At 67.6% G+C, this 26,798-nt stretch carries 36 protein-coding genes; 28 read left to right on the top strand and 8 right to left on the bottom strand.

Going from position 1 to position 26,798, the window contains the following annotated elements; all coding sequences use genetic code 11:
- Positions 1-361 precede the first annotated feature (361 nt).
- The 21 genes from G9Q37_RS16170 to G9Q37_RS16070 all read left to right on the top strand — a co-directional run bounded on the left by G9Q37_RS16170 (position 362) and on the right by G9Q37_RS16070 (position 14,787).
- A complete protein-coding gene (locus tag G9Q37_RS16170) occupies positions 362-790 on the top strand; it encodes a CopD family protein (RefSeq protein ID WP_166228723.1) in 429 nt (142 codons plus the stop codon).
- Positions 787-1,920, top strand: coding sequence for a VanZ family protein (locus G9Q37_RS16165; protein ID WP_338074437.1), 1,134 nt, complete (start codon positions 787-789; stop codon positions 1,918-1,920). Before G9Q37_RS16170 ends, G9Q37_RS16165 begins: the two co-directional genes overlap by 4 nt.
- Before the next feature lie 9 nt (positions 1,921-1,929).
- Positions 1,930-2,280: a (2Fe-2S) ferredoxin domain-containing protein gene (locus G9Q37_RS16160; RefSeq protein ID WP_166228721.1), complete on the top strand. Its 351-nt coding sequence runs from the start codon at positions 1,930-1,932 to the stop codon at positions 2,278-2,280.
- Position 2,281: 1 nt separating this feature from the next.
- A complete protein-coding gene (locus tag G9Q37_RS16155) occupies positions 2,282-2,908 on the top strand; it encodes an alpha/beta hydrolase (RefSeq protein ID WP_166228719.1) in 627 nt (208 codons plus the stop codon).
- A gap of 101 nt (positions 2,909-3,009) precedes the next feature.
- A complete protein-coding gene (locus tag G9Q37_RS16150; RefSeq protein WP_240936673.1) occupies positions 3,010-4,134 on the top strand; it encodes a D-alanyl-D-alanine carboxypeptidase family protein in 1,125 nt (374 codons plus the stop codon).
- Between the two features lie 115 nt (positions 4,135-4,249).
- Positions 4,250-4,627 (top strand): 30S ribosomal protein S12, encoded by a 378-nt coding sequence (gene rpsL / locus G9Q37_RS16145; RefSeq protein WP_166228717.1) that lies wholly within the window; start codon positions 4,250-4,252, stop codon positions 4,625-4,627.
- A 152-nt stretch (positions 4,628-4,779) separates the two neighbouring features.
- Positions 4,780-5,250 (top strand): 30S ribosomal protein S7, encoded by a 471-nt coding sequence (rpsG, locus tag G9Q37_RS16140; protein WP_166228715.1) that lies wholly within the window; start codon positions 4,780-4,782, stop codon positions 5,248-5,250.
- 94 nt (positions 5,251-5,344) lie between these two features.
- The gene (fusA, locus tag G9Q37_RS16135; RefSeq protein WP_166228713.1) at positions 5,345-7,447 is read left to right on the top strand and encodes an elongation factor G; all 2,103 of its coding nucleotides are present in this window, start codon (positions 5,345-5,347) and stop codon (positions 7,445-7,447) included.
- A 148-nt stretch (positions 7,448-7,595) separates the two neighbouring features.
- On the top strand, positions 7,596-8,786 hold the full coding sequence (gene tuf, locus G9Q37_RS16130; RefSeq protein ID WP_166228711.1) for an elongation factor Tu: 1,191 nt from the start codon (positions 7,596-7,598) through the stop codon (positions 8,784-8,786).
- An 11-nt stretch (positions 8,787-8,797) separates the two neighbouring features.
- Positions 8,798-9,112, top strand: coding sequence for a 30S ribosomal protein S10 (gene rpsJ, locus G9Q37_RS16125; RefSeq protein WP_166228709.1), 315 nt, complete (start codon positions 8,798-8,800; stop codon positions 9,110-9,112).
- 198 nt (positions 9,113-9,310) lie between these two features.
- Positions 9,311-9,985, top strand: a complete 675-nt coding sequence (rplC, locus tag G9Q37_RS16120) for a 50S ribosomal protein L3 (RefSeq protein ID WP_166228707.1) — start codon at positions 9,311-9,313, stop codon at positions 9,983-9,985.
- The gene (gene rplD / locus G9Q37_RS16115; RefSeq protein ID WP_166228705.1) at positions 9,985-10,608 is read left to right on the top strand and encodes a 50S ribosomal protein L4; all 624 of its coding nucleotides are present in this window, start codon (positions 9,985-9,987) and stop codon (positions 10,606-10,608) included. Before rplC ends, rplD begins: the two co-directional genes overlap by 1 nt.
- Positions 10,605-10,919 carry a 50S ribosomal protein L23 gene (gene rplW / locus G9Q37_RS16110; RefSeq protein ID WP_166228703.1) on the top strand — a complete coding sequence of 105 codons (315 nt, stop codon included), beginning with the start codon at positions 10,605-10,607 and terminating at the stop codon, positions 10,917-10,919. The genes rplD and rplW overlap by 4 nt, the downstream gene beginning before the upstream one ends.
- Positions 10,920-10,921: 2 nt before the next feature.
- On the top strand, positions 10,922-11,746 hold the full coding sequence (rplB, locus tag G9Q37_RS16105; RefSeq protein ID WP_166228701.1) for a 50S ribosomal protein L2: 825 nt from the start codon (positions 10,922-10,924) through the stop codon (positions 11,744-11,746).
- 12 nt (positions 11,747-11,758) lie between these two features.
- Positions 11,759-12,034, top strand: coding sequence for a 30S ribosomal protein S19 (rpsS, locus tag G9Q37_RS16100; RefSeq protein WP_166228699.1), 276 nt, complete (start codon positions 11,759-11,761; stop codon positions 12,032-12,034).
- Between the two features lie 9 nt (positions 12,035-12,043).
- The gene (rplV, locus tag G9Q37_RS16095) at positions 12,044-12,379 is read left to right on the top strand and encodes a 50S ribosomal protein L22 (protein WP_166228697.1); all 336 of its coding nucleotides are present in this window, start codon (positions 12,044-12,046) and stop codon (positions 12,377-12,379) included.
- A gap of 13 nt (positions 12,380-12,392) precedes the next feature.
- Entirely contained in the window at positions 12,393-13,268 is an 876-nt protein-coding gene (gene rpsC, locus G9Q37_RS16090) for a 30S ribosomal protein S3 (protein WP_166228695.1), read from the top strand.
- 2 nt (positions 13,269-13,270) lie between these two features.
- The gene (gene rplP / locus G9Q37_RS16085) at positions 13,271-13,687 is read left to right on the top strand and encodes a 50S ribosomal protein L16 (RefSeq protein ID WP_166228693.1); all 417 of its coding nucleotides are present in this window, start codon (positions 13,271-13,273) and stop codon (positions 13,685-13,687) included.
- 16 nt (positions 13,688-13,703) lie between these two features.
- Positions 13,704-13,904 (top strand): 50S ribosomal protein L29, encoded by a 201-nt coding sequence (gene rpmC / locus G9Q37_RS16080; RefSeq protein ID WP_166228691.1) that lies wholly within the window; start codon positions 13,704-13,706, stop codon positions 13,902-13,904.
- A gap of 11 nt (positions 13,905-13,915) precedes the next feature.
- A complete protein-coding gene (rpsQ, locus tag G9Q37_RS16075; protein WP_166228689.1) occupies positions 13,916-14,185 on the top strand; it encodes a 30S ribosomal protein S17 in 270 nt (89 codons plus the stop codon).
- Between the two features lie 92 nt (positions 14,186-14,277).
- Positions 14,278-14,787 carry a peroxiredoxin gene (locus G9Q37_RS16070; RefSeq protein WP_166228687.1) on the top strand — a complete coding sequence of 170 codons (510 nt, stop codon included), beginning with the start codon at positions 14,278-14,280 and terminating at the stop codon, positions 14,785-14,787.
- A 9-nt stretch (positions 14,788-14,796) separates the two neighbouring features.
- Here G9Q37_RS16070 and G9Q37_RS16065 read toward each other — a convergent pair whose 3' ends face one another.
- Complete coding sequence (locus G9Q37_RS16065) at positions 14,797-15,297, bottom strand: GNAT family N-acetyltransferase (protein WP_166228685.1); 501 nt, start codon at positions 15,295-15,297, stop codon at positions 14,797-14,799.
- 58 nt (positions 15,298-15,355) lie between these two features.
- Entirely contained in the window at positions 15,356-16,027 is a 672-nt protein-coding gene (locus G9Q37_RS16060; RefSeq protein WP_166228683.1) for a cytochrome b/b6 domain-containing protein, read from the bottom strand.
- A gap of 135 nt (positions 16,028-16,162) precedes the next feature.
- Between G9Q37_RS16060 and G9Q37_RS16055 the strand changes: the two genes are divergently transcribed.
- Entirely contained in the window at positions 16,163-16,615 is a 453-nt protein-coding gene (locus G9Q37_RS16055; RefSeq protein ID WP_166228682.1) for a c-type cytochrome, read from the top strand.
- A gap of 76 nt (positions 16,616-16,691) precedes the next feature.
- Here G9Q37_RS16055 and G9Q37_RS16050 read toward each other — a convergent pair whose 3' ends face one another.
- A complete protein-coding gene (locus G9Q37_RS16050) occupies positions 16,692-17,195 on the bottom strand; it encodes a TlpA family protein disulfide reductase (protein ID WP_240936416.1) in 504 nt (167 codons plus the stop codon).
- A 63-nt stretch (positions 17,196-17,258) separates the two neighbouring features.
- On the opposite strand from G9Q37_RS16050, the gene G9Q37_RS16045 reads away from it, so the two are divergent.
- Complete coding sequence (locus G9Q37_RS16045) at positions 17,259-17,963, top strand: DUF4197 domain-containing protein (RefSeq protein WP_166228680.1); 705 nt, start codon at positions 17,259-17,261, stop codon at positions 17,961-17,963.
- Positions 17,964-17,970: 7 nt separating this feature from the next.
- Here the strand turns inward: G9Q37_RS16045 and G9Q37_RS16040 are convergent, their stop codons facing one another.
- Together G9Q37_RS16040 and G9Q37_RS16035 are read right to left on the bottom strand one after the other, a co-directional pair.
- Positions 17,971-18,375, bottom strand: a complete 405-nt coding sequence (locus tag G9Q37_RS16040) for a thioredoxin fold domain-containing protein (protein WP_166228678.1) — start codon at positions 18,373-18,375, stop codon at positions 17,971-17,973.
- 5 nt (positions 18,376-18,380) lie between these two features.
- The gene (locus tag G9Q37_RS16035) at positions 18,381-19,664 is read right to left on the bottom strand and encodes a CaiB/BaiF CoA transferase family protein (protein ID WP_166228676.1); all 1,284 of its coding nucleotides are present in this window, start codon (positions 19,662-19,664) and stop codon (positions 18,381-18,383) included.
- A 70-nt stretch (positions 19,665-19,734) separates the two neighbouring features.
- Between G9Q37_RS16035 and G9Q37_RS16030 the strand changes: the two genes are divergently transcribed.
- From G9Q37_RS16030 to ptsP, 5 genes are all read left to right on the top strand, one after another.
- The gene (locus G9Q37_RS16030) at positions 19,735-20,274 is read left to right on the top strand and encodes a hypothetical protein (protein WP_166228674.1); all 540 of its coding nucleotides are present in this window, start codon (positions 19,735-19,737) and stop codon (positions 20,272-20,274) included.
- A complete protein-coding gene (locus G9Q37_RS16025) occupies positions 20,271-21,548 on the top strand; it encodes an MFS transporter (protein ID WP_240936415.1) in 1,278 nt (425 codons plus the stop codon). The genes G9Q37_RS16030 and G9Q37_RS16025 overlap by 4 nt, the downstream gene beginning before the upstream one ends.
- Positions 21,545-21,991: a PTS sugar transporter subunit IIA gene (locus G9Q37_RS16020; RefSeq protein WP_166228672.1), complete on the top strand. Its 447-nt coding sequence runs from the start codon at positions 21,545-21,547 to the stop codon at positions 21,989-21,991. The genes G9Q37_RS16025 and G9Q37_RS16020 overlap by 4 nt, the downstream gene beginning before the upstream one ends.
- Positions 21,960-22,229 carry an HPr family phosphocarrier protein gene (locus tag G9Q37_RS16015; RefSeq protein WP_166228670.1) on the top strand — a complete coding sequence of 90 codons (270 nt, stop codon included), beginning with the start codon at positions 21,960-21,962 and terminating at the stop codon, positions 22,227-22,229. The genes G9Q37_RS16020 and G9Q37_RS16015 overlap by 32 nt, the downstream gene beginning before the upstream one ends.
- 82 nt (positions 22,230-22,311) lie before the next feature.
- The gene (gene ptsP, locus G9Q37_RS16010; protein WP_166228668.1) at positions 22,312-24,060 is read left to right on the top strand and encodes a phosphoenolpyruvate--protein phosphotransferase; all 1,749 of its coding nucleotides are present in this window, start codon (positions 22,312-22,314) and stop codon (positions 24,058-24,060) included.
- Positions 24,061-24,085: 25 nt separating this feature from the next.
- Here ptsP and G9Q37_RS16005 read toward each other — a convergent pair whose 3' ends face one another.
- The 3 genes from G9Q37_RS16005 to lipA all read right to left on the bottom strand — a co-directional run bounded on the left by G9Q37_RS16005 (position 24,086) and on the right by lipA (position 26,796).
- Positions 24,086-25,030 (bottom strand): DMT family transporter, encoded by a 945-nt coding sequence (locus G9Q37_RS16005; protein ID WP_166228666.1) that lies wholly within the window; start codon positions 25,028-25,030, stop codon positions 24,086-24,088.
- A 103-nt stretch (positions 25,031-25,133) separates the two neighbouring features.
- The gene (locus tag G9Q37_RS16000) at positions 25,134-25,865 is read right to left on the bottom strand and encodes an AraC family transcriptional regulator (RefSeq protein ID WP_240936414.1); all 732 of its coding nucleotides are present in this window, start codon (positions 25,863-25,865) and stop codon (positions 25,134-25,136) included.
- Complete coding sequence (gene lipA, locus G9Q37_RS15995) at positions 25,837-26,796, bottom strand: lipoyl synthase (protein ID WP_166228664.1); 960 nt, start codon at positions 26,794-26,796, stop codon at positions 25,837-25,839. Before lipA ends, G9Q37_RS16000 begins: the two co-directional genes overlap by 29 nt.
- Between the last annotated feature and the right edge of the window lie 2 nt (positions 26,797-26,798).

The following is a 26,798-nucleotide window of genomic DNA, read 5'->3' as shown; positions in this document are numbered from 1 at the left end:
AATTCCGGCCTTCCGGCGTCTGGCGGCGCTGGCGGGCCTTCCTGTTTGCCATCTGTGCGCTTGTTCACGCTTCGGGCGGCCAGACGTGCCGATCCTGGGCGTTTTCGCCCGGCCTAGGCCTTCAGGGGTAGACCGTTTGCATGTGCAGACACTGTCAACTCTGACAGGTCTGCCGTTGTTTGAAGTTGAAACTGCGATAAACTGATGGCGGGAGCCGAAAGGCTCCTCCCGCTTTTCCTCCCTGAGCGGGTGCCTTAGTGTGTGACAGCAAAAAGGCTTCCCAGCCCGGCCCATGGCCGGGTTTTTTTTGCCTGGAAGGGCCTTGGGCGGCGGCACCCGCGCCGCGCCCTACACTGCGTCCATGCTCTGGATCAAAGCCTTTCACATCGTCTTCGTCGCGAGCTGGTTCGCGGGGCTGTTCTACCTGCCGCGCATCTTTGTCAATCTGGCCATGGTGCCGCCCGCCAGCGTGGCCGAGCGCGAGCGCCTGTTGCTGATGTCGCGCAAGCTGTATCGGTTCACCGGCATCCTGGCGGTGCCGGCCATCGCGTTCGGGTTGTGGCTCTGGCTCGGTTACGGCATCGGCCGCGGTCTGGGCAATGGCTGGATGCACGCCAAGCTGTTCGTGGTGCTGCTGGTGGTGGGCTACCACCACGCCTGCGGCGCGCTGCTGCGCCGCTTCGAGCGCGGCGAAAGCCGGCGCGGGCACGTCTGGTACCGCTGGTTCAACGAAGCGCCCGTGCTGCTGCTGCTGGCGGCGGTGGTGCTGGTGGTCGTCAAGCCCTTTTGATCGCCGCGCCCGGCGTACCGTTGATGCGCACGTCCGCCTGGCCGCTGGCCTTGTTGTATGCGGGGCTCATCCTGTATGCCAGCCTTTATCCGTTTTCGGGTTGGCGCGTGCAGGGGGTGGAGCCCTGGTCCTGGATGACGGCCCCCTGGCCCCAGTATTGGACGGCGTTCGATCTGTACGCCAACTTTCTCGGCTACGTGCCGCTGGGCTTTCTGATCGCAGTGGCCGTCTTGCGCCTGGGCGGGCGGCGCGGCGCGTGGTGGGTGCTCGGGGGTGGTCTTCCGATGCTGCTGTCGGCCGGGATTGAAAGCGCGCAAACCTATCTTCTGATGCGCGTGGCGTCCAACGTGGATTTCGGTCTCAACACGGCCGGTGGCGCCCTGGGCTGCGTGCTGGCCTGGCTGGCGAACCGTGGGGGCCTCTTGCAGCACTGGGGCCGCTGGCGCGAGAGCTGGTTTGATCAGCGCGCCCATGGCAGCCTGGTGCTGTTGGCGGTGTGGCCCCTGGCCCTGCTGTATCCGCTGTCCATACCCTTTGGCCTGGGGCAGGCCTGGGACCGCCTGACCGATGCGCTCGCGGAGTGGATGGGCGACACACCCTTCGTGCACTGGTTGCCCGAACCGGGGTTGCCAGCCGATCCCCTGAGTCCGCTGACGGAGGCGTTCTGCGTGGCCCTGGGTCTGCTCGCGCCGCTGCTCATGGCCTATGGCGACATGCGCTTCTGGTGGCGAAGGTTGGTGTTCGCTGGGGTTTTTCTGGCTGGCGCCTGGGCGGTTGCCGGCTTGTCGGGGGCGCTTACCTACGGCCCCGCCCATGCCTGGGCCTGGGCCACCGAGCCGGCGATCGCGGGGCTGGCGGGCGCCGGAGCGGCGGCGCTGGCCTGTGCGCCCCTGTCCCGGCGCTTGTGCCATGCCTTGATGCTGATGTGCCTGGGCGTGTCGCTCGCGCTGCTCAACCGCGCGCCCGAAGTGCCCTATTTTGCGCAGTCCATCGAGGTCTGGGAGCAGGGGCGTTTCATCCGCTTTCACGGCGTGTCCCAGTGGCTGGGCTGGTTGTGGCCCTACGCCGCCATCGCGTTCGGCCTGGGCGCGGTCGCGCGCTCGCCCGGGCACGCCGGGGCCCGGGCCTAGAATTCCGGCATGTCCGAGCCCACTGCGCCCACGCCGTCCTATTACCAGCGGCACATCTTCTTCTGTCTCAACCAGCGCGAAGGGGGGGAAGCGTCCTGCGCGAACCACAACGCCGAGGCGGCGTTTGCGCGTTGCAAGGCGCAGGCCAAGGCCCTCGGGCTGGCCGGGCCGGGCGGGGTGCGCGTGAACCGTGCGGGCTGTCTGGACCGCTGCGCGGGCGGGCCCATTGCTGTCGTGTACCCCGAAGCCGTCTGGTACAGCTACGTGGACCAGGACGACATCGATGAAATCGTGCGGTCCCACCTGCGCGACGGCGTGGTGGTCGAACGGCTGCGCACGCCGCCGGAGGTGGGGCGCTGACGTGAACGCGCAGACCGAGATTCGCCTGATGGCCGGTCCGGCCGGCGCGCTCGAGGTGGCGATCGACCGGCCCGAGGCGGTGCCTCTGGGGTGTGCGGTGATCGCTCACCCGCATCCCCTGCACGGCGGCGCGATGACCAACAAGGTGGTGCAGACCCTGGCCCGCGCGGCCGTGCTCGAAGGCTTGCTGGCGGTGCGCTTCAACTTCCGCGGGGTGGGGCGCAGCGAGGGTGTGTACGACGAGGGTCAAGGCGAGCTCGAGGACCTGTTGGCGGTGGTTCGGGCCGAGGCGGCCGAGGGCCCCCTGGTGCTGGCGGGCTTCTCGTTCGGCGCCTTTGTGACCAGCCACGCGGTGCAGCGGCTGCATGCCGAAGGCCGCGCCCTTCGACAGATGGTGCTGGTGGGCACGGCAGCAAGTCGTTTCAATGTGGCCCCGGTGGCCCAGGAACTCCACGCGCGCACGCTGGTCGTTCACGGCGAACTCGACGACACCGTGCCGCTGGCGTCCGTGATGGACTGGGCCCGCCCCCAGGTGCTGCCGGTGACGGTGGTGCCTGGCGGAGGGCATTTCTTCCATGGGCAGTTGCCCCTGCTGCGCGAATTGGTGGGGCGGCACTTGCGCGCCTGAGTTCTTTCCCGTTTCTTGTTTCCCGACCCTTGAGGATTCCTGTTTTGCGACTGTCTTTCCGTTCCCTGTTGGTGGGCCTGGCCCTGAGCCTGGGCCTGCACATGGGCGCCGCTGCCCAGATGCCGCAGCCCCCCGAGATCGCGGCCCGGGCCTACCTGCTGCTCGATGTCACCACCGGCCAGGTGCTGGCCAGCAAGGACCCGGACGCGCCGGTCGAGCCCGCTTCGCTGACCAAGCTCATGACCGCGTACCTGGTCTTCGACGCGCTGCGTGCGGGCAAGATCTCCCTCACGCAGACCTTTGGCGTCAGCGAGCGCGCCTGGAAGATGCCAGGGTCGCGCATGTTCATCGACCCCAAGATGCAGGTGCCCGTTGAAGACCTGATCAAGGGCATGATCGTGCAGTCGGGCAACGACGCCACCGTGGCGCTTGCCGAAGGCGTGGCCGGCTCGGTCGAGCGTTTCGTGGAACTCATGAACCAGCAGGCCAAGGCGCTGGGCATGAAGGCCACGGGTTACCGCAATCCCGAGGGCCTGACCGAGGCGGGGCACACGACCACGGCGCGCGATCTGGCCACGCTGGCGACCCGCCTGATGAACGACTTTCCCCAGTACGTCGGCTACTACGCCATTCAGCGCTACCGCTACCCGGGCACCCCCGCCACCAACGACACGAACCGCAACCTGCTGCTGTTCCGCGACCCCACGGTCGACGGTCTGAAAACCGGTCACACCAGCGCGGCCGGCTACTGCCTGGTCGCCACGGCGCGCCGCCCGGTGCCCGGCCTGGGAGATGGCCCGGCCGGCCAGCGCCGGCTGCTGTCGGTGATGCTGGGCGCGTCGAGCGAAAACGCGCGTGCCGCGGAAACCCAAAAGCTGTTGAACTGGGGCTACACCGCCTTCGACACCGTTCGCCTGCTGGCGGCCAACCAGCCCGCGGCGCAGCCGCGCGTCTGGAAGGGCAAGGCCGACACCGCCAAGCTCGGTCGCGCCGAGGGGGTGGTGGTGTCGGTGCCGGCCGGCGAAGGCGCGCGCCTGAAGTCCGAGGTGGTGCGCCCGGAGCCGCTGGTGGCCCCGCTGCAGAAGGGCCAATCGCTGGGCGCCCTGCGGGTGACCACGGCGGCCGGCCAGCCCGTGGTCGAGGTGCCCCTGACCGTGCTCGAGACCGTGGAAGAGGCCGGCATCCTGGGCCGCGCCTGGGACGCGATCCGCCTCTGGATCCAGTAAAGCTGGCCGGGCCGGGCCCAGGCTTGGCGCCGGCGGCGGTCCAGTGCTACACTCGCGGGCTTTTCGGAATTTTCCGGAAGGCTTCGCTATTTTCAAACGTTTAGGGACGTTTTCAATGCCAACCATCAACCAACTCGTGCGCCAAGGCCGGGAGGTCGAAAAGACCAAATCCAAGAGCCCGGCCATGGAAAACTCGCCGCAGCGCCGCGGTGTGTGCACCCGTGTGTACACCACGACGCCCAAGAAGCCGAACTCGGCGCTTCGTAAAGTCGCCAAGGTCCGCCTGACCAACGGCTTCGAAGTCATTTCCTACATCGGCGGTGAAGGCCACAACCTCCAGGAGCACAGCGTGGTGCTGGTTCGCGGCGGTCGTGTGAAAGACCTTCCCGGTGTGCGCTACCACATCGTGCGTGGCTCGCTCGACCTGCAAGGCGTGAAAGACCGCAAGCAGGCGCGCTCCAAGTACGGCGCCAAGCGTCCCAAGAAGGCCTGATCGGTTTTCTGAAATTCGGTGCCGCCGGCCAGACGAGCCGGATCGGCGTAGTGGCCTTGAACAAAGGCCGAGTAAGTGCAGGCTCCAGATGGGTCTGCGGGGTGTTCGGATCAACAGGACGTCCGAGCATCAACTGAAGCAAGAGGTGAATCATGCCCCGTCGTCGCGAAGTCCCTAAACGTGAAATCCTGCCGGATCCCAAGTTCGGCAACGTCGAAGTCGCCAAGTTCATGAACGTGATCATGCAAGGCGGCAAGAAGGCCGTGGCCGAGCGCATCATCTACGGTGCGTTCGAGCAGATCGAGAAGAAGTCGGGCAAGGACCCGCTCGAAATCTTCTCGACGGCCATCAACAACGTCAAACCCATGGTGGAAGTGAAGAGCCGCCGTGTGGGTGGCGCCAACTACCAGGTGCCCGTGGAAGTGCGTCCGGTCCGTCGTCTGGCGCTGTCGATGCGCTGGATCAAGGAAGCCGCGAAGAAGCGCAGCGAAAAGTCCATGGCCATGCGCCTGGCCAACGAGCTGATCGAAGCCACCGAAGGCCGTGGCGGCGCGATGAAGCGCCGCGACGAAGTGCACCGCATGGCCGAAGCCAACAAGGCCTTCAGTCATTTCCGCTTCTGATCCGGACGTTACCCTCTTCCGATCCACCTGACCCGAGAGCCCGCAAGCCCCACATCCCGGGGTGGCGGGCTCGAACCCTTTCCGGAGTATTTCCATGGCCCGCAGCACGCCCCTTGAGCGTTACCGCAACATCGGCATTTCCGCGCACATCGACGCTGGCAAGACCACGACGACCGAGCGCATCCTGTTCTACACCGGTGTGAACCACAAGATCGGCGAAGTGCACGACGGCGCCGCCACCATGGACTGGATGGAACAGGAACAGGAGCGTGGCATCACGATCACGTCCGCTGCGACCACCTGCTTCTGGAAGGGCATGGACCTGTCCTACCCCGAGCACCGCTTCAACATCATCGACACCCCGGGCCACGTGGACTTCACCATCGAGGTGGAGCGTTCCATGCGCGTGCTCGACGGCGCCTGCATGGTGTACTGCGCCGTGGGCGGCGTGCAGCCCCAGTCGGAAACCGTCTGGCGCCAGGCCAACAAGTACAAGGTGCCCCGCCTTGCGTTCGTCAACAAGATGGACCGCACCGGCGCGAACTTCTTCAAGGTCTACGAGCAGATGCGCGTGCGCCTGAAGGCCAACCCCGTGCCCGTGGTGATCCCCATCGGCGCTGAAGACAACTTCAAGGGCGTGGTCGACCTGCTCAAGATGAAGGCGATCATCTGGGACGAGGCCTCGCAAGGCATGAAGTTCGAGTACCACGACATCCCGGCCGAACTCGTCGAGTCGGCCAAGGAGTGGCGCGAGAAGATGGTTGAGGCCGCGGCCGAAGCCAGCGAAGAGCTCATGAACAAGTACCTCGAAGAGGGCGACCTCTCCGAGGAAGAAATCAAGAACGGCCTGCGTACGCGCACGATCTCGACCGAGATCCAGCCCATGCTGTGCGGCACCGCCTTCAAGAACAAGGGCGTGCAGCGCATGCTCGACGCCGTGATCGACTTCCTGCCCTCGCCGGTGGACATTCCCCCCGTGGCCGGCACCGACGAGAAGGAAGAGCCCGCGACGCGCAAGGCCGACGACGGCGAAAAGCTTTCGGCGCTGGCATTCAAGCTCATGACCGACCCGTACGTCGGCCAGCTCACCTTCGTGCGCGTCTATTCCGGCGTGCTCAAGAAGGGCGACACCGTGTTCAACCCGGTCAAGGGCAAGAAAGAGCGCATCGGCCGTATCGTGCAGATGCACGCGAACAACCGCCAGGAAGTGGAAGAGATCCGCGCCGGCGACATCGCCGCCTGCGTGGGCCTGAAGGAAGTGACCACCGGTGAGACGCTGTGCGATCCCGATGCCGTCATCACCCTGGAGCGCATGGTCTTCCCCGAGCCCGTGATCGCACAGGCCGTGGAACCCAAGACCAAGGCCGACCAGGAAAAGATGGGCATCGCGCTGCAGCGCCTGGCCTCCGAAGACCCGTCCTTCCGCGTGAAGACCGACGAAGAATCGGGCCAGACCATCATCTCCGGCATGGGCGAGCTCCACCTCGAGATCATCGTCGACCGCATGAAGCGCGAATTCGGCGTGGAAGCCAACGTGGGCAAGCCCCAGGTGGCCTACCGCGAAACGATCCGCAAGAGCGTGGACGAAGCCGAAGGCAAGTTCGTGCGCCAGTCGGGCGGCAAGGGCCAGTACGGCCACGTGGTGTTCAAGATCGAACCCAACGAGGCCGGCAAGGGCTTCGAGTTCGTCGACGCCATCAAGGGCGGTGTGGTGCCTCGCGAGTACATCCCCGCGGTGGAAAAGGGTGTGATCGAAGCCCTGAACACCGGCGTGCTGGCCGGGTTCCCGGTGGTGGACGTCAAGGTCACGCTGCACTTCGGTTCGTACCACGATGTGGACTCGTCCGAACAGGCCTTCAAGATGGCCGCCATCTTCGGCTTCAAGGAAGGCTGCAAGAAGGCCAACCCCGTCATCCTCGAGCCCATGATGGCCGTGGAAGTCGAGACGCCTGAAGACTACGCCGGCAACGTGATGGGCGACCTGTCGTCGCGTCGTGGCATGGTGCAGGGCATGGAAGACATGCCCGGCGGCGGCAAGGCCATCAAGGCCGAAGTGCCGCTGTCGGAAATGTTCGGCTACTCCACCACGCTGCGCTCGATGTCGCAGGGTCGTGCGACCTACACGATGGAATTCAAGCACTACTCGGAAGCCCCGCGTAACGTGTCCGAAGCCATCGTCGCTGCGCGCGCCAAGTAAGCACAACGGGTCGGTCCCTCGGGGCCGACCCTTTCATTTCAGTCGGTCTGCGACGCTGCGCCGCCCTGTGCCCGTGCGGGGCGAACCAGCAGTGGCGTGCAGACCTTAAACCGCAATACGGGCGATGTTCTTTACCTGAGGAATCGACATGGCAAAAGAGAAATTCGAGCGGACCAAGCCGCACGTGAACGTGGGCACGATTGGTCACGTGGACCACGGCAAGACGACGCTGACGGCGGCGATCACGACGGTGCTGGCGGCCAAGTTCGGTGGTGCTGCCAAGGCGTACGACCAGATCGACGCGGCTCCGGAAGAAAAAGCGCGCGGCATCACGATCAACACCGCGCACGTGGAATACGAGACGGCCAACCGCCACTACGCGCACGTGGACTGCCCGGGCCACGCCGACTACGTGAAGAACATGATCACCGGCGCCGCCCAGATGGACGGCGCGATCCTGGTGTGCTCGGCCGCTGACGGCCCGATGCCCCAGACCCGCGAGCACATCCTGCTGGCGCGTCAGGTGGGCGTGCCTTACATCATCGTGTTCCTGAACAAGTGCGACATGGTCGACGACGCCGAGCTGCTCGAGCTCGTCGAGATGGAAGTGCGCGAACTGCTGAGCAAGTACGACTTCCCTGGCGACGACACCCCGATCGTGAAGGGCTCGGCCAAGCTGGCGCTCGAGGGCGACAAGGGCGACCTCGGCGAGCAGGCCATCATGCGCCTGGCCGACGCGCTGGACAGCTACATCCCCACCCCGGAGCGTGCCGTGGACGGCGCCTTCCTGATGCCGGTGGAAGACGTGTTCTCGATCTCGGGCCGCGGCACCGTGGTGACCGGCCGTATCGAGCGTGGCGTGATCAAGGTCGGCGAAGAAATCGAGATCGTGGGTATCGCGGCGACGCAAAAGACCACCTGCACGGGCGTGGAGATGTTCCGCAAGCTGCTCGACCAGGGTCAGGCCGGCGACAACGTGGGCATCCTGCTGCGCGGCACCAAGCGCGAAGAAGTGCAGCGCGGCCAGGTGCTGTGCAAGCCGGGCTCGATCAAGCCGCACACGCACTTCACGGGTGAGGTGTACGTGCTGAGCAAGGACGAGGGTGGCCGTCACACGCCGTTCTTCAACAACTACCGTCCGCAGTTCTACTTCCGCACGACCGACGTCACGGGCTCGATCGAGCTGCCCAAGGACAAAGAGATGGTCATGCCTGGCGACAACGTGTCGATCACCGTCAAGCTGATCGCGCCCATCGCCATGGAAGAAGGCCTGCGCTTTGCCATCCGCGAAGGCGGCCGCACCGTCGGCGCCGGCGTCGTGGCCAAGATCATCGAGTAAGGAGCGATCGCATGTCCACCAAGCAAAAGATCCGCATCCGCCTCAAGGCCTTCGACTACAAGCTGATCGACACCTCGGCCGCCGAGATCGTCGAGACCGCCAAGCGCACCGGTGCCATCGTCAAGGGCCCCGTGCCCCTGCCCACGCGCATGAAGCGTTTCGACATCCTGCGCTCGCCGCACGTCAACAAGACCAGCCGCGACCAGTTCGAGATCCGCACGCACCAGCGCCTTATGGACATCGTCGACCCGACCGACAAGACGGTCGACGCGCTCATGAAGCTCGACCTGCCCGCGGGCGTGGACGTCGAGATCAAGCTGCAATAAGGCCCTGAGCCTCCGCCAGGCGGAAACGCCCGGCGGCACTTGCAGAAAGAAAGCCCGCTGGCTATACTGGCGGGCTTTCCAGCTTCTGGCTGGAGATTTCGTGGCGCCGGCACATCCCGCAAGGATCCGGCCCTTCGCGCGAAACCCCGGTTTCGCACCATCAGCCCCGGCCAATTGCAGTCGGGAACGGAGAAAACAATGAGTCTGAGCAACTCCCTCGGGTTGTTGGGCCGCAAGGTGGGCATGATGCGCCTTTTCACCGACGACGGGGACGCAGTGCCTGTCACGGTGATCGACGTGTCGAACAACCGCGTCACCCAAGTCAAGACCCAGGCCAACGACGGCTACGACGCGCTGCAAGTCACCTTTGGCAAGCGCCGTGCCTCCCGCGTCACCAAGCCGGTGGCCGGTCATCTGGCCAAAGCCGGCGCCGAAGCCGGTGAAATCATCCAGGAATTCCGCGTTGCCGCCGACGTGGCTGCCCAGTACCAGCCGGGCGCCGTCGTGGCCGCCAATGCGCTGTTCGCCGCCGGCCAGAAGGTCGACGTGCAGGGCACCTCGATCGGTAAGGGCTTCGCCGGCACGATCAAGCGCCACAACTTCGGTTCGCAGCGCGCTTCGCACGGTAACAGCCGTTCGCACAACGTCCCGGGCTCGATCTCGATGGCCCAGGACCCGGGTCGCGTGTTCCCGGGCAAGCGCATGACGGGTCACATGGGCGATGAGACCGTGACCACCCAGAACCTCGACATCATTCGTGTGGACGAGGCGCGCCAACTGCTGCTCGTCAAAGGCGCCGTTCCCGGCTCCAAGGGTGGCTTCGTCACCGTGCGTCCGGCCATCAAGGCCCAGGCCGCCAAAGGAGCGAAGTGATGCAAGTCGAACTCCTCAATGACCAGGGTCAGGCCGCGTCCAAAGTGGACGTGCCCGAGACCGTCTTCGGTCGCGATTACAACGAAGCCCTGATCCACCAGCTCGTGGTGGCCTATCAGGCCAACGCCCGTCAAGGTACGCGTGCGCAAAAAGACCGCCAGATGGTCAAGCACTCGACCAAGAAGCCGTTCAAGCAGAAGGGCACCGGCCGCGCTCGCGCCGGCATGACCTCGTCGCCGCTGTGGCGCGGGGGCGGTCGCATCTTCCCGAACAGCCCCGACGAAAACTTCACCCAGAAGCTCAACAAGAAGATGTACCGCGCCGGCATGGCGTCCATCTTCTCGCAGCTGCTGCGTGAAGGCCGCCTCTCGGTCGTCGAGTCGATCAAGGTCGATTCGCCCAAGACCAAGCAGCTCGCCGACAAGTTCAAGGCCCTGAACCTCAAGACCTCGGTCCTCGTGATCGCCGAAGAGGTGGACGAGAACCTGTACCTGGCCTCGCGCAACCTGGCCAACGTGCTCGTGGTCGAGCCGCGTTACGCCGATCCGCTGTCGCTGGTGCACTACAAGAAAGTCATCGTCACCAAGGCGGCGATCGACCAGCTCAAGGAGATGTTCGCATGAGCGCCATCCAATTCGACGAAGGTCGCCTGATGCAGGTCCTCGTGGCACCGATCGTGTCCGAGAAGGCCACCATGGCTGCCGAGAAATCCAACGCCGTGCTCTTCAAGGTGCTGCGCGACGCCACCAAGCCCGAAATCAAGGCCGCCGTTGAGCTCATGTTCAAGGTGCAGGTCAAGGGCGTGTCGGTCGTGAACCAGAAGGGCAAGACCAAGCGCTTCGGCAAGACCGTTGGCCGCCGCGACCACGTTCGCAAGGCCTACGTGACCCTGATGCCGGGCCAGGAACTCAACTTCGGTGGGGAGGCCGCGTAATCATGGCTGTGATCAAGATGAAACCGACCTCGCCAGGCCGTCGCGGCATGGTGAAGGTCACGCGCGAAACCCTGCACAAAGGCTCCGGTTTTGCGCCCCTGCTGGAACCCCAGCACCAGAAGTCGGGCCGCAACAACAACGGCCACATCACCACGCGCCACAAAGGCGGCGGTGCCAAGCACCACTACCGCGTGGTCGACTTCCGTCGCAACAAGGACAACATTCCGGCCAAGGTCGAGCGCATCGAGTACGACCCGAACCGCACCGCGCACATCGCGCTGCTGTGCTACGCCGATGGCGAGCGCCGCTACATCATCGCGCCCCGTGGCGTCGAGGTGGGCGCCACGCTGCTGTCGGGTTCGGAGTCGCCCATCCGCGTGGGCAACACGCTGCCGATCCGCAACATCCCCGTCGGTTCGACGATCCACTGCATCGAGCTGCAGGTCGGCAAGGGCGCGCAGATCGCGCGTTCGGCCGGTGCCTCCGCCGTGCTGCTGGCCCGCGAAGGCATCTATGCCCAGGTGCGCATGCGCTCGGGTGAAGTGCGCAAGATCCACGTGGACTGCCGCGCCACCATCGGCGAGGTGTCCAACACCGAGCACAGCCTGCGCCAGATCGGCAAGGCCGGTGTGAAGCGCCACATGGGCATTCGCCCGACCGTTCGCGGTACCGCCATGAACCCGATCGACCACCCGCACGGTGGCGGTGAAGGCAAGACCGGCGAAGGTCGCGCTCCGGTGGATCCGTGGGGCAACCTCACGAAGGGCTACCGTACCCGCAACAACCGCCGCACGCAGTCGATGATCGTCTCGCGTCGCAAGAAGTAAGGGGTTGACCACATGACTCGTTCGCTCAAAAAGGGTCCCTTCGTGGATCACCACCTGCTGGCCAAGGTTGAGAAAGCCCAGGCCACCAAGGACAAGAAGCCGGTCAAGACCTGGTCGCGCCGTTCGATGGTCCTGCCCGAGTTCATCGGCCTGACGATCGCCGTGCACAACGGCAAGCAGCACGTGCCGGTGTACATCACCGACCAGATGGTCGGTCACAAGCTCGGCGAGTTCTCCCTGACGCGCACCTTCAAGGGCCATCCGGGTGACAAGAAAGCCAAGAAGTAAGGAAAGACCATGAGTACGGAAACCCGCTCTGTCGTCCGTGGCGTGCGCCTGTCGGTGGACAAAGGCCGCCTCGTGGCCGACCTGATCCGTGGCAAGAAGGTGGACCAGGCCCTCAACATCCTGTCCTTCACCCAGAAGAAGGCCGCCGGCATCGTCAAGAAGGCCCTCGAATCCGCCATCGCCAATGCCGAGCACAACGACGGTGCCGACATCGACGAGCTGCGCGTGAAAACGATCTACGTCGAGCAAGGCACGACGCTCAAGCGTTTCGAGGCCCGCGCCAAAGGCCGTGGCAACCGCATCAGCAAACCCACGTGTCACATCTACGTGACGGTCGGCAACTGAGAGGCACAGGAACATGGGACAGAAAATCAACCCGACCGGCTTCCGCCTGGCCGTCTCGCGCAACTGGGCCAGCCGTTGGTACGCCAGCAACCGCGACTTCGCCGGCATGCTGGCCGAAGACATCAAGGTGCGTGAGTACCTCAAGGGCAAGCTCAAGAACGCCGCCGTCTCGCGCGTGGTCATCGAGCGCCCCGCCAAGAACGCCCGCATCACCATCTACTCGGCACGTCCGGGCGTGGTGATCGGCAAGAAGGGCGAGGACATCGAGAAGCTCAAGAAGGACCTGGCCGCCAAGCTCGGCGTGCCGGTGGCCGTGAACATCGAAGAAGTGCGCAAGCCCGAGATCGATGCCAAGCTGATCGCCGACTCGATCACCCAGCAGCTCGAGAAGCGCATCATGTTCCGCCGCGCCATGAAGCGCGCGATGCAGAACGCCATGCGCCTCGGTGCCCAGGGCATCAAGATCATGAGCGCCGGTCGTCTGAACGGCATCGAGATCGCCCGCACCGAGTGGTACCGCGAAGGCCGTGTGCCCCTGCACACCCTGCGCGCCGACATCGACTACGGCACCTCCGAAGCCAAGACCACCTACGGCGTCATCGGCGTCAAGGTGTGGGTCTACAAGGGCGACACCCTGGGCCGCAACGACGCGCCTGTGGTGGCCGAGCCGCGCCCCGAAGAAGAGCGCCGCCCGCGTGGTCCGCGCCGTGAGCGTGAGCGTCCGGCCGGCCCGGCTGCCCGCGCCGCTGTTCGCCGTGGCACCAACACCGCTCCCGCCGACGGCAGCGACAAGCCCGCCGAAGCCACGGGTGGTGATTCCAAACCCGCCGTTAAGCGTGTTCGCAAAGACGCGCCCGCACCTGCAGCTGCGGACGGCAAAGGAGAATAAACATGTTGCAACCCGCTCGTCGCAAGTACCGCAAGGAGCACAAAGGCCGTAACACCGGCGTCGCCACCAGCGGCGCCACCGTGGCCTTCGGCGACTTCGGTCTCAAGTCCACCGACCGCGGCCGCCTGACGGCCCGTCAGATCGAGGCCGCGCGCCGCGCGATCTCCCGTCACGTCAAACGTGGCGGCCGCATCTGGATCCGCGTGTTCCCGGACAAGCCGATCTCGCAGAAGCCTGCTGAAGTCCGTATGGGCAACGGCAAGGGCTCGGTCGAGTACTACGTGGCCGAAATCCAGCCCGGCAAGGTGCTGTACGAAATCGTTGGCGTGCCCGAGCAACTCGCTCGCGAAGCCTTCGCCCTGGCCGCCGCCAAACTTCCCCTGCGCACCACCTTCGTGACGCGCATGCTGGGTCAGTGATTCAGGAGAACTCACAATGAAATCTGCTGAACTGCGCCAGAAGGACGTGGCCGGCCTCGAAGCCGAAGTCAAATCGCTGCAGAAGGCCCATTTCGGTCTTCGCATGCAGAAGGCCACGCAACAACTCAACAACACCGCCACGCTGGGCGACACCCGCCGTGCCATCGCTCGCGCCAAGACCATCCTGGCCGAGAAGCAGCGCGCTGCCGCCAAGTGAAGGAGCGAACCATGACGGAAGCCAAAACCTCCCTCCAGCGCACCCTCATCGGCAAGGTGGTCAGTGACAAGCGTGCCAAGACCGTGACGGTCCTGGTCGAGCGTCGCGTGAAGCACCCGATCTACGACAAGATCGTGATCAAGTCGAGCAAGTACCACGCGCACGACGAAAAGGGCGAATACAAGCTGGGCGATCTGATCGAGATCACCGAGAGCCGCCCGATCTCCAAGACCAAGAACTGGGTGGCCAGCCGCCTGGTGCAAAAGGCCGCCATCGTCTGAGTCCCATTCGGGCCCCGGGCGACACGCCTCGAAAAAGCGACCGACAATCCGGTCGCTTTTTTCTTTTCCAGCCCCCTACACGAGGAGTCACCATGATCAAGGTCGGAGACAAGCTGCCCGCTGGCACGCTGATGGAGTACAGCGAGGTCGAAGGCGAGGGTTGCAGCATCGGCCCCAACCCCGTCGACGTTCACAAGGCCAGCGCGGGCAAGACGATCGCGATCTTTGCGCTGCCCGGCGCTTTCACGCCCACCTGCTCGGCCAAGCACGTGCCGGGCTTCGTGCAGCAGGCCGCCGATTTCAAGGCCGCCGGGGTTGACGAGATCTGGTGCATCAGTGTCAACGATGCCTTCGTGATGGGCGCCTGGGCACGCGACCAGAAGACCGCGGGCGCTGTGCGCATGCTGGGCGATGGCAGCGCCGAATACACCAAGGCCACGGGCCTCACGCTGGACCTGACCGCGCGCGGCATGGGCTTGCGCAGCAACCGCTACTCGATGCTCGTGAAGGACGGTGTGGTGAAGTCGCTCAACATCGAAGCCCCGGGCAAGTTCGAGGTGAGCGATGCCGGCACGCTGCTGGCCCAGGCCAAGGCGCTGTGAGCGCCGGCCTCAGAGGTCGACCTTGAGGTAATGCGCCCCCGCAATCGGGTTGTGGTAGTAGGGCGCGATCTCGACGAAGCCCGCCTCCTGGTACAGGGCGCGGGCCGCTTCCATGTCGGACAGCGTGTCGAGCAGCATGGTGTCATAACCCGCTATCTGCGCCTGCGTGAGGATGCGGTCCACCAGCTGGCGCCCCAGGCCGAAGCCGCGGAATGCGGTGCGCACGAACAGGCGCTTCATTTCGCAGGCGTTCAGGTGGTCGCTGCTGTGCAGCGGCCGCAGCGCGCAGCAGCCCGCGGGCTCACCATCGACCAGCGCCAGCAGCAAGGCGCCGGCGGGTGCGGCGTATTCGCCGGGCAGGTGGTCGACCTCGTGGGCGAAACCCTGGAAGCACAGGTCCACGTCGAGTGAGGCCTGGTAGTCCAGGAACAGCGCTCGAATGGCTTGAAGGTCTTCGGCGGATTCGGCCAGTCGCAGCTCGATGGCGGCGGTGGCGGAGGGATCGGGCATCGTCGTGCAGGAGCCGTGGGCTTCAATGGCGGCGAAGGGGCACTATACGCGAGCGGCCTCAGTAGGTGACCTGGCCCAGGCGCACCAGCCACCACACCACGGCGCCGGACGCCAACAGGACCGACAGGGCCAGCAGGCGTGTGCCCAGGGTGTCGCGCGAAGCGGGCACGGGTGCCGGCAGTTGCTTGTCGCCGGTGAGCATGGCCCGCGTGAGGGCCTGTCGCTTGACCAGCCGGTAGACCACGATGGCCGCGATGTGCAGCACCACCAGGCCCAGGATCAGCAGCTTGCCGACCTCCTTGTGATAGCCCGTGGCGGCCGCCACCGTCTCGCCCGACACGAAGCGCACCAGCGGCCCGAAGGTGGCGATCTCGTCGTCGCTGATCAGGCCGGTGCCCACCTGGGCCAGCAGGATGAACAAGAGCGCGAACACCGAGAGCGCGCCCAGGGGGCTGTGACCGGCAGAATGGTCCGCGGGCGACTGCCCGCGCAGGTACCGCATCAGCGCGCCCGGCCCGTACAGGAAACTGGCGAAACGCGACCAGTGCCCGCCGATCAGGCCCCACACCAGGCGAAACAGCAGCAGCGCGAGCACCGCGTAGCCCAGGCGCATGTGCCAGTTCATCCAGCTGCCGCCCAGCGTGCCGGTCACGATCAGGCCGAACACGCTCAGCGCGAGCAGCCAGTGAAAGACACGGGTGGGCAGATCCCAAATGCGGACAGGGTGCATGTGTGGCTCCGAAAAGCGGGTGACGAAAGGATCGGGTAAAACCCTGCGGGTTCCATTGGAACTTTAGCGGTTGCGAATCCCCCCACGAGCGCCGGACCCTAACCGGCCAACCCCATCCCCTAACGGAGTCTCTGCATGAAGTTGATCGCCTCACTTGCGCTGGCTGTCGCCGCCGGCACCCTGGCCGCGCCCGCCATGGCCCAGTTCCAGAAGCCCGAAGACGCCATCAAGTACCGCAAGGCCAGCTTCACCGTGCTCGCCACCCACTTCGGCCGCCTGGGCGCGATGGCCAACGGCCGCGCGCCTTTCGACGCCAAGGCCGCTGCCGAAAGCGGCGCCGTGATCGAAATGGCGGTGAAGCTGCCGTGGGAGGCCTTCGGCCCGGGCACCGACAAGGGCGACACCCGCGCCGAGCCCGCGATCTGGACCGAACAGGCCAAGTTCAAGGCCGCTGCCGACAAGGCGCAGACCGAGGTCACCAAGCTCGCCGCCGCGGCGAAGACGGGCAACCTCGACGCCATCAAGGCCTCGTTCGGCGCCGCGGGCGCGAGCTGCAAGGCCTGCCACGACGACTTCCGCAAGAACTGATCCGCGCAGCGCCTCGCGCAGCAAAAAGGCCGGGTGTTTCCACCCGGCCTTTTTGCTGGCGCACAGATCCGCTCGCTCAGGCCGCCAGCAGCTTCTCGATCAGCGTGTGCAGGGCCTGCATCTCGGGCTCGCCCACGTAGCGTTTGACGATCTGGCCCTGCTTGTCGAGCAGGTAGGTGGTGGGCGTGAGCTTCACGTCACCCCAGGCCTTGGCGATGTCGCCCGTGTTGTCCAGGGCCACCTTGAAGGGCAACTGGCGCGACTGCGCGAAGTTCACCACCCAGGCGGGCGGGTCGTAGCTCATGGCCACAGCCACGGTCTCGTAGCCCTTGGGCGCGTACTTGTGGTGGGTGGCGACCAGCGAAGGCATTTCCTTCACGCAGGTCACGCAGGTGGTGGCCCAGAAGTTCACCAGGGTCACCTTGCCGCGCAGGTCGGCGGTGCGCATCGCGCTGCCGTCGAGCAGCACGAAGTTCGAATCGGGGGCGTCTTCGCGGCCGCTGCAGCCGCTCAGGCCGAGCAGGGCGCCTGCGCCCAGCACCGCGCCGGCGCCAAGCAGGGCGCGTCGCTGGGGCATCATCGGGTTTGTCATTTCGGGTCTCGCCATCTACAGTGCCTGGCCTGTCACCACCGGGGGTTTTCCATGCAGCGCCGCCAGTTCCAAGTCGCATCCGTCAGCAGCCTGGGGCTGCTGATTGTCGCCGCTCACCGGCAAGCCTGGGCGCTGTCCTTGTCCGACCTGTCCGACAAGGATGCCACCGCGGGCATCCGGGCGGCGCTCGAAAAGGGCGCGCTGGCGGCCGTCGGCTTGCTGGGCAAGACCGATGGATTCCTGGGCAACCCGAAAGTTCGGATTCCGCTGCCCGGCTATCTGGAAGACGCGGCCAAGCTGCTCAAGATGACCGGCCAGGGCCCGCGCGTGGACGAGCTGATCACCGGCATGAACCGCGCCGCCGAGCAGGCGGTGCCGCTGGGCAAGGACTTGCTGGTCGGCGCGGTCAAGTCGATGAGCGTGACCGACGCCAAGAACATCCTGGGCGGCGGCGACAACGCCGTGACCCAGTTCTTTGCCGACAAGACCCGCGTGCCGCTGGGCGAGAAGTTCCTGCCCGTGGTCACGCGCACCACGGAGAAGGTCGGGCTGGCGCGCAGCTACAACCGCGTGGCCGAACGCGCCGCGGGCCTGGGCCTCGTGAAGAAGGAAGACGCGAACATCGAGCGCTACGTGACCGGCAAGTCGCTCGACGGGCTGTACACCATCATCGGCGAGGAAGAGCGCAAGATCCGACAGGACCCGGTGGGCACGGGCAGCGCCCTTCTGAAGAAGGTATTCGGCGCCCTGAAGTGAGCGGACGCTACTTCCTGAGCCCCTGCCGCGCTGTCTCGAGCCGCTGGTTCAGGTACTCGCCGTAGAAGTCGCGAGACGACACGCCCACCAGCCGTTCGGCCCGCTCCCGGCCGTCCGGGCCGAAAAACATCACCGTCGGCGTGAAGCCGGCCTTCCACGCCTCGGCCAGCGCCGCGGGGGTGGTGGTGTGGCCGTCGAAGTCCTGGATCGTGGTGGCGCGGTCCTGCACGTCGAGCTGCACCGCAAAGGCCTTGCCCTCGCGCATGAGGGGGTGCAGGTAACTGTTGCGCACGAGCTCGCAATAGACGCAGCCGCGCAGCGTGGTCATGACGACCAGGGGCTCGCCGCGGCCGGCCACGGCCTGCGCGGCGGCGCGCAGCGAAGCGGGGGTGGGCAGGGCTTGGTAGGCCATGGCGCTCAGATGGCCCCGGCGGCGCGCAGTTGCGCCACCCGCGCGGCATCGGCGCCGAGCCATTCGTGCAGCACCTGCTCGGTGTGCTCGCCCAGCAGCGGCGGCGGCAGGTCGCTGCGGACCGGCGTCGCGCTCATCTTGATCGGACTCGCCACCAGGTCCACCGCGTCGGCCAACGGGTGCTGCCAACGCTGCACCATGCCGCGGTGCTGCACGTGGGGGTCGGCGAACACCTCGGCCAGGTTGTTGATGGCGCCGCAGGGCACCTTGGCGGCTTCGAGCGCGGCGAGCCAGTCGGCCTTGCCGCGGGTCTTGAGGATTCGCTCGAGCTCGGGCACGAGCACCGCGCGGTGGCGCACGCGGTTCTGGTTGCGCGCGAAGCGTTCGTCGCTGGCGAGCTCGGGGCGGCCGGCCACCTCGCAGAACTTCGCGAACTGCCCGTCGTTGCCCACGGCGAGGATGATGTGTTGCGCCTGGCCGTTCGCGTCGGGGGCGACCTCGAACACCTGGTAGGGCACGATGTTCGCGTGGGCGTTGCCCGCGCGCCCGGGCACCTGCCCGTCTTCGCGGCCACGCACGAGGTAGTTGGCGCCGAGGTTGGCGAGCATGGCCACCTGGGTGTCGAGCAGGGCCATGTCCACGTGCTGGCCCTCGCCGGTGCGCTCGGCATGGCGCAGCGCGGCCTGGATCGCCACCGTGGCGTACAGGCCGGTGAACAGGTCGGCCACGGCCACGCCCACTTTTTGCGGACCACCGCCGGGCAGGTCGTCGCGTTCGCCCGTGATGCTCATGAGCCCGCCCATGCCCTGCACCGCGTAGTCGTAGCCTGCGCGGTCCTTGTAGGGGCCCGTCTGGCCGAAGCCGGTGATGGAGCAGTAGACCAACCGCGGGTTGATCGCGTGCAGGGAGGCGAAGTCGAGGCCGTAGCGTGCCATGTCGCCGACCTTGTAGTTCTCCACGAACACATCGGCCTGCGCGGCGAGCTCGCGGATCAGGGCCTGGCCCGCGGGGGTCGAGAGGTCGCAGGTGATCGAGCGCTTGTTGCGGTTGGCGCCCAGGTAGTAGGCGGCCTCGGCGGTGTCCTGCCCGTCGCGTCCGCGCAGGAAGGGGGGGCCCCAGCCGCGCGTGTCGTCGCCCCCGGGGTGCGATCCGCTGCGTGGCCGCTCGACCTTGATCACGTCGGCGCCGAGGTCGGCGAGGGTCTGCGTGCACCAGGGCCCGGCCAGCACGCGCGAGCAATCGAGGATGCGGATACCATCCAGTGCGTTCCGGCGTCCAGATTCGTTCATGCACGCATTGTGCGCGAGCGGATTGCGCGCCGGGTGTCGCCGCCGCTCGGCGCACGCCTGTCCTGCCCTCATGCCCTTGTTCCGCCCTAACGGCCTGTTGCCGCTGCTGGCCGCGCCGCTGCTGCTCGCGGCCTGCTCCCCCACCTTCAACTGGCGCGCCCTGCCCACCGACGGCGCACCCTTGCAGGCGCTCATGCCCTGCAAGCCCGAGAAGGCCGAACGCCAGGTGCCGCTGGCGGGCGTGGCCACGTCCCTGCAGATGCGCTCGTGCGAGGCCGGTGGCCTGACCTTCGCCGTGGCCTGGGCCGACGTCGGCGATGCGGCCCGCGTGGCCCCGGCCCTGGCCGGCTGGCGCCGCGCCAGTCTGCTGGCCTTGCAGGCCGACCCGGCCCTGGCCGACACGCCGCCGGCCGGGGCACCCCGGTCCGTGAAGGGCGCGAGCGAAGCGGTCGGCCTGCAGGCCGAGGGCCGCGACCACCGCGGCGCCCCCATGCGCATGCAGGCGGTGCACGCCACGCGCGGCACGCTGATCGTGCAGGCCGCGGTGTACGGCGCGGCCATCGACGAGCGCGCGGCCGCGACCTTCTTCGAAGGGCTCGAACTGCCATGAGCGGCACGCCCGCGGCCCCGCGCATGCCCGACCTGCTCAGCGCCCGTGGCGCGGTGCTGGTGTTCCTGGTCTTCGCGTTCACCTATTTCCTGTCGGCGCTCGTGCGTGCGATCACGGCCACGCTCTCGCCCACGCTGAGCCAGGAGTTCGCGCTCACGCCGGGCCACCTGGGCCTGCTCGCGGGCGGCTACTTCTTCGGCTTCGCGCTCACGCAGCTGCCGCTGGGCAACTGGCTCGACCGCCACGGCCCCAAGCGCGTGGTGCTCGCGTTCCTGGGCCTGGCGGTGCTGGGCTGCGTGGCCTTCGCGCTGGCCGACAGTTTCGCGGGTCTGCTCGCCGCGCGCGTGCTCACCGGCATGGGCCTGAGCGCCTGCCTCATGGCCCCGCTCACGGGCTTTCGGCGCTGGTTCGCTCCCACCACGCAGCTGCGGGCGAACTCGTGGATGCTCATGACCGGCTCGCTCGGCATGGTGGCCGCCACGCTGCCGGTCCAGTGGCTGATGCCGGTGATGGGCTGGCGTGGCCTGTTCTGGTCGCTGGCCGTGCTGCTGCTGCTGTCCATGGCCGTGATCTTCGGCGCGGTGCCGCGCTGGCGCACCGAGCCGCACCCGCACACCGACAACGAGCCGGTCGAACGCGGCTACGGCCTGGTCTGGCGCAACGCCTATTTCCGCACCATGGTGCCCGTGGGCTTCGTCAACTACGGCGGCATGGTGGCGGTGCAGACGCTGTGGGCCGGCCCCTGGATGGTCAAGGTCGCGGGCTACACGCCGGGCGAGGCGGCCGGCGGCCTGTTCGCGATCAACCTGAGCATGCTCACCGCCTTCTGGCTCTGGGGCGTGGTGACGCCGCGCCTGTCGCACCGCGGCCTGCGGCCCGAGGTGCTGATCGGCTGGGGCCTGCCCTCGAGCCTGCTGGTGATCGCGGCCATCGTGCTGCTGGGCGATCGCGCGGGCTGGCCGGTGTGGGCGCTGTTCTGCGTGAGCTCCACGTTCGTTGCGCTGTCGCAGCCCGCGGTGGCGCTCGCCCTGCCGCCACAAGCCGCCGGGCGGGCGCTGTCGGCCTACAACCTGGTGATCTTCGCGGGCGTGTTCCTGCTGCAGTGGGGGATCGGTCTGGCGATCGACGCGCTGTCGGTGTTCGGCTGGGACGAGGCCACGCGCTACCGCGGCGCGGTCGCGCTGTTCGGGCTGTGCTGCCTGGCGGCCTACGCGGCCTTCTGGCGCGGCTGGCGCCGCATCGAGCGGGACCGCGCCGCTACACTGGACGCATGAACGGCATCCTGCTGATCGCGCACGCGCCGCTGGCCTCGGCCCTGCGGCAATGCGTGCTGCACGTGTTTCCCGACGCGCAGGACGCGGTGGTCGCGCTCGACGTGCAGCCCAACGTGCCGCCCGAAGAAACGCTGGCGCAGGCGCGCATGCTGCTCGCGCAGACGGCACGCCCGCAGACGCTGGTGGTCACCGACGTGTTCGGCGCCACGCCCTGCAACGTGGCCCAGCGCCTGGTGGACGGCGTGCGCACCAAGCTCATCACCGGCGTGAACCTGCCCATGCTGTTGCGCACCGTGAGCTACCGCCACGAATCGCTCGACGCGCTCATCTCGCGCGCGCTGATCGGCGCCACCCAGGGCGTGATGCAGGTGGCCGTGACCGCTCCCCAGAACCAGGCCCGACGAAGCACGAATGATCAAGACCACCGCGACCATCAGCAATAAGCTGGGCCTGCACGCCCGCGCCTCGGCCAAGCTCACCAAGCTGGCGGGCTCTTTCAAGTGCGACGTGTTCATGGCGCGCGGCGAGCGCCGCGTGAACGCCAAGAGCATCATGGGCGTGATGATGCTGGCCGCCGGCATCGGCACCGCGGTGGAGATCGAGACCAACGGGCCCGACGAGCAGGCCGCGATGGACGCGATCCTCGCCCTGATCGACGACAAGTTCGGCGAGGGCGAATGACGAGGCCCCCACGCTCCGCCGCTTCGCGGCTCGCTGCCCCCCGCGGGGGCTGTTCCGCCTTGGGGCGGCCCGGCGGCGCAACATGACATTCAGCGTCCACGGTCTCGCGGTGTCCCGGGGCGTGGCCATCGGGCGGGCCGTGATCGTGGCCGCAAGCCGCGTCGACGTGGCGCACTACCTGATCTCGCCCGACGAGGTCGAGGCCGAGATCGAGCGCCTGCGCCGCGCGCGTGCGGTGGTGGTGGAAGACATCCTGCGCGTGCAGCGCTCGCTTGCAGAGCTCGGCCCCAACGACGCCCACCCCGAGCTCACCGCGCTGCTCGACGTGCACCTGATGCTGCTGCAGGACGAGCAGCTCACGAGCGGCGTGAAGCACTGGCTGGTGGAGCGCCACTACAACGCCGAGTGGGCGCTGACCACGCAGCTCGAGGTCATCTCGCGCCAGTTCGACGAGATGGAAGACCCCTACCTGCGCGAGCGCAAGGCCGACCTCGAACAGGTGGTGGACCGCATGCTGCGCGTGATGCGCGGCGAGGCGCCCGCGGTGTCGGTGGAGGCCGCGGCCAATGCCGCGAACCGCGGCAAGGAAGACCCGCTGGTGCTGATCGCGCACGACCTGTCGCCGGCCGACATGCTGCAGTTCAAGCAGAGCGTGTTCGCGGGCTTCGTCACCGACGTCGGCGGCAAGACCAGCCACACCGCGATCGTGGCGCGCAGCATGGACATCCCGGCCGTGGTGGGCGCGCGCTCGGCGAGCCACCTGATCCGCCAGGACGACTGGGTCGTGATCGATGGCGATGCCGGCGTGGTGGTGGTCGATCCCTCACCCATCGTGCTGGCCGAGTACGGCTTCAAGCAGCGCCAGGTCGAGATGGAGCGCGAGAAGCTCTCGCGCCTCAAGCACACGCCCGCGGTCACGCTCGACGGGCAGAAGATCGAACTGCTCGCGAACATCGAGCAGCCCAACGACACCGTGGCCGCCCTCAAGGCCGGCGCCATGGGCGTGGGGCTGTTCCGCAGCGAGTTCCTGTTCATGGGGCGCAGCGGCCAGCTGCCCGACGAGGAAGAGCAGTACCAGGCCTACCGCCGCGCCATCGAGGGCATGCAGGGGCTGCCGGTGACCATCCGCACGGTCGACGTCGGCGCCGACAAGCCGCTCGACCGCGGCGCCCCGCGCAGCGACGACCACCTCAACCCCGCGCTGGGCCTGCGCGCGATCCGCTGGAGCCTGGCCGATCCCGCGATGTTCCTCGCGCAGCTGCGCGCCATCCTGCGCGCCGCCGCGCACGGGCCGGTGAACCTGCTCATTCCCATGCTGGCGCACGGCAGCGAGATCCGCCAGACCCTGGCGCTGGTGCAGCGCGCGCGCGAGCAGCTCGACGCCGCCGGCGTGCCGCACGGCCCCGTGAAGCTCGGCGCCATGATCGAGGTGCCCGCGGCCGCGCTCACCATCCCGCTGTTCCTGCGCCATTTCGATTTCCTCTCGATCGGCACCAACGACCTGATCCAGTACACACTGGCGATCGACCGCGCCGACGAGGCCGTGTCGCACCTCTACGACCCGCTGCACCCCGCGGTGCTGCAGCTCGTGGCCAGCACCATCGCGCAGGCGCGCGAGCAGGGCAAGGGCGTGAGCGTGTGCGGCGAGATGGCGGGCGACGTGACGCTCACGCGGCTGCTGCTGGGCATGGGCCTGCGCAGCTTTTCCATGCACCCCTCGCAGATCCTCGCGGTCAAGCAGCAGATCCTGCGCAGCGACACGGTCAAGCTCGCGGGCTGGGCGCAAGAGGTGCTGCGCGCCGACGACCCCGCGGCGCTGCTGGCCGACTGATCGCGCGCGGCGCCCGCGAGCCGATTCAGTGCGCGGCCGGCGCCGGCCGGTGCGCCGAGATGCCGGCCAGCACGCTCGCGCTCACCAGCACCATGGCCAGGGCCTCGAGCGCGGTGGGCCAGCGCGCTTCCCACAGAAAGCCGTAGAGCAGCGCGAACAGGGTTTCGAACAGGATCATCTGCCCGATCATGGTCAGCGGCAGCAGGCGGCTGGCGCGGTTCCAGAACGCATTGCCCAGCACCGAGGCCACCACCGCCATGCCCGCCGCCACACCCGCAAAGCCCAGCCATTGCGCGCCCGTGTGGTCGGCGGCGGACGTGCCCGCGAAGGCCGGCACCGCGAGCAGCACCGCGAGGCCGCCCGTGACCAGGCCGGTGAGCAGGCTCCAGTCGTGCGAAGAGATGTGGTCCAGCCGCGCCAGCCAGCGGCTGTTGCTCACGGCGTAGGACGTCCACGCGGCGAGCGCGCCCACGGCGCAGAGAAAGCCGGTCACGCGCGTGGCCAGGGGCGCGTCGGACGCCATGCCGATCGCCTGCCACGCCACGCAGGCGATGCCCGCGATGCCCAACGCCAGCGGCAGCGCGAGACGGCGCAGCGGCACCGCGCCTTCGCCGCGGCTGCCGATGACCGTGACCGCCACCGGCAGGAAGCCGATCACCAGCGAGGTCATGGCCATGCCGCCGAGCTGCACCGCGCTGGCGAGCAGCACGTAGTAGACGATGTTGCCCTGCAGGCTCAGGCGCAGCAGCGCCCCCCATTCGGTGCGGCCGATGCGGGGCGCCAGCGCGCGCCAGCGCGGTGCGATCAGCGCCAGCGCCACCAGGCCGTAGGCCAGGTAACGCGCCGCCGACAGCTGCAGCGGCGTGAACGCGCGCGCGAGCTCGGGCGCGAGGAACACGAAGCCCCAGGCCGCGCCGGCCGCGGCGCCGAAGGCAATGCCCAGTCCGATGGCGTGGCCGGGGCGGGTCATGGGAGAGGGGCAGGGCACGGGCACATGGGCGCGATCCTAGGGCCACGGACCGTCGCGATCCGCGCGTGTGTCGTCGCGATCCGCCGGTGTCGCGCCGCGGGTGTCAGCGGCCGGACGTCGCGCGGCGCAGCGCGGCCGTGAGCGCCGAGGGCGAGCGGTAGCCCGCGCGCCGGGCTGCGTCGGCCACGCTGAGGCCGTCGGCCCGCCAGGCGCGCGCCTGGGCCAGGCGCTGGCGGCGCAGCCATTGCATGGGGCTGTGTCCCTGCTCGGCCTGGCAGCGCGCGGTGAATTGCGAGGGGCTCAGGTGGACCCGCTGTGCGAGGTCGGCCACGCTGAGCGGAGCGTCCAGGCGGTGGGCGAGCCAGGCGCTCAAAGCGGTCCAATCGATCGTGCGCCGCACGCGCGGCGCGGGGGCGGTGGTCCTGGCGTCGGGCCGCGACCAGGCCTCGAGCAGCAGGTCGGCGCCGAGCCGGCGCGCGCGCGGCAGGGGCGTGGCGATGGCTTCGGCGAGGTAGCGCGCCAGCGCCGACACGCCCGGCGCCGGCGTGGGGGTGGCGCGCGCCCAGTCGGGGTTGTGCGAGTCGAGCACGAGGCAGCGCGTTGCGCCGCGGCCTTCGAAGTCGTGTCGATCGCCCGGGGCGATCACGCAGCCCTGGCCTTGCGCGAGCCGCCGGCCACGGCCTTCCACCTCGAGCTCGAGCACGCCTTCGAGCCCGACGAGGACCTGGAAGTGGTCGTGCTCGTGGCTGCCGGGCGAGGCGCCGTAGGCGCGCACGCTCAGGTGGTCGTGCGCACCGCCGCCCATGTCACTTGGCCAGCGCTTCCAGCACGCCATGCGCCTGCTGGTCGGCGTGGTAGCTGCTGCGCACCATGGCGCCCACGGCGGCGTGGGTGAAGCCCATTTCGTAGGCCTTGGCTTCGAACATCTTGAAGGTGTCGGGGTGCACGTAGCGGCGCACCGGCAGGTGGTGGCCGCTGGGCGAGAGGTACTGGCCGATGGTGAGCATGTCGATGCCATGCGCGCGCATGTCCTGCATGACCTGCAGGATCTCTTCGTCGGTTTCGCCCAGGCCGACCATGATCCCGCTCTTGGTGGGCACGTGCGGGAACAGCGCCTTGAACTTCTTGAGCAGGTTCAGGCTGAACGCGTAGTCCGAGCCCGGGCGCGCTTCCTTGTACAGGCGCGGCACGGTCTCGAGGTTGTGGTTCATCACGTCGGGCGGCGCGGCCTTGAGGATCTCGAGCGCGCGGTCGTCGCGGCCGCGGAAGTCGGGCACCAGAACCTCGATGGTGGTCTCGGGCGAGAGCGCGCGCGTCTGGCGGATGCACTCGACGAAATGGCCCGCGCCGCCGTCGCGCAGGTCGTCGCGGTCCACGCTGGTGATCACCACGTACTTGAGCTTGAGCTGCGCGATGGTCTTCGCGAGGTTCATGGGCTCGTCGGCGTCGAGCGGATCGGGGCGGCCGTGGCCCACGTCGCAGAACGGGCAGCGGCGCGTGCACTTGTCGCCCATGATCATGAAGGTGGCCGTGCCCTTGCCGAAGCACTCGCCGATGTTGGGGCAGCTCGCCTCTTCGCACACCGTCACGAGCTTGTTCGCGCGCAGGATGTCCTTGATCTCGTAGAAACGCGTCGTGGGGCTGCCCGCCTTGACGCGGATCCACTCGGGCTTCTTGAGCGTTTCGGCCGGCACGATCTTGATCGGGATGCGCGCGGTCTTGGCCTGGCTCTTCTGCTTGGCGGTGGGGTCGTAGGTGGTGCTCATGG

It is taken from the genome of Hydrogenophaga crocea, assembly GCF_011388215.1.
Taxonomy (GTDB): domain Bacteria; phylum Pseudomonadota; class Gammaproteobacteria; order Burkholderiales; family Burkholderiaceae_C; genus Hydrogenophaga; species Hydrogenophaga crocea.
Note: the sequence above shows the minus strand (reverse complement) of the source record. Positions and strands in the feature narration are given on the sequence as shown.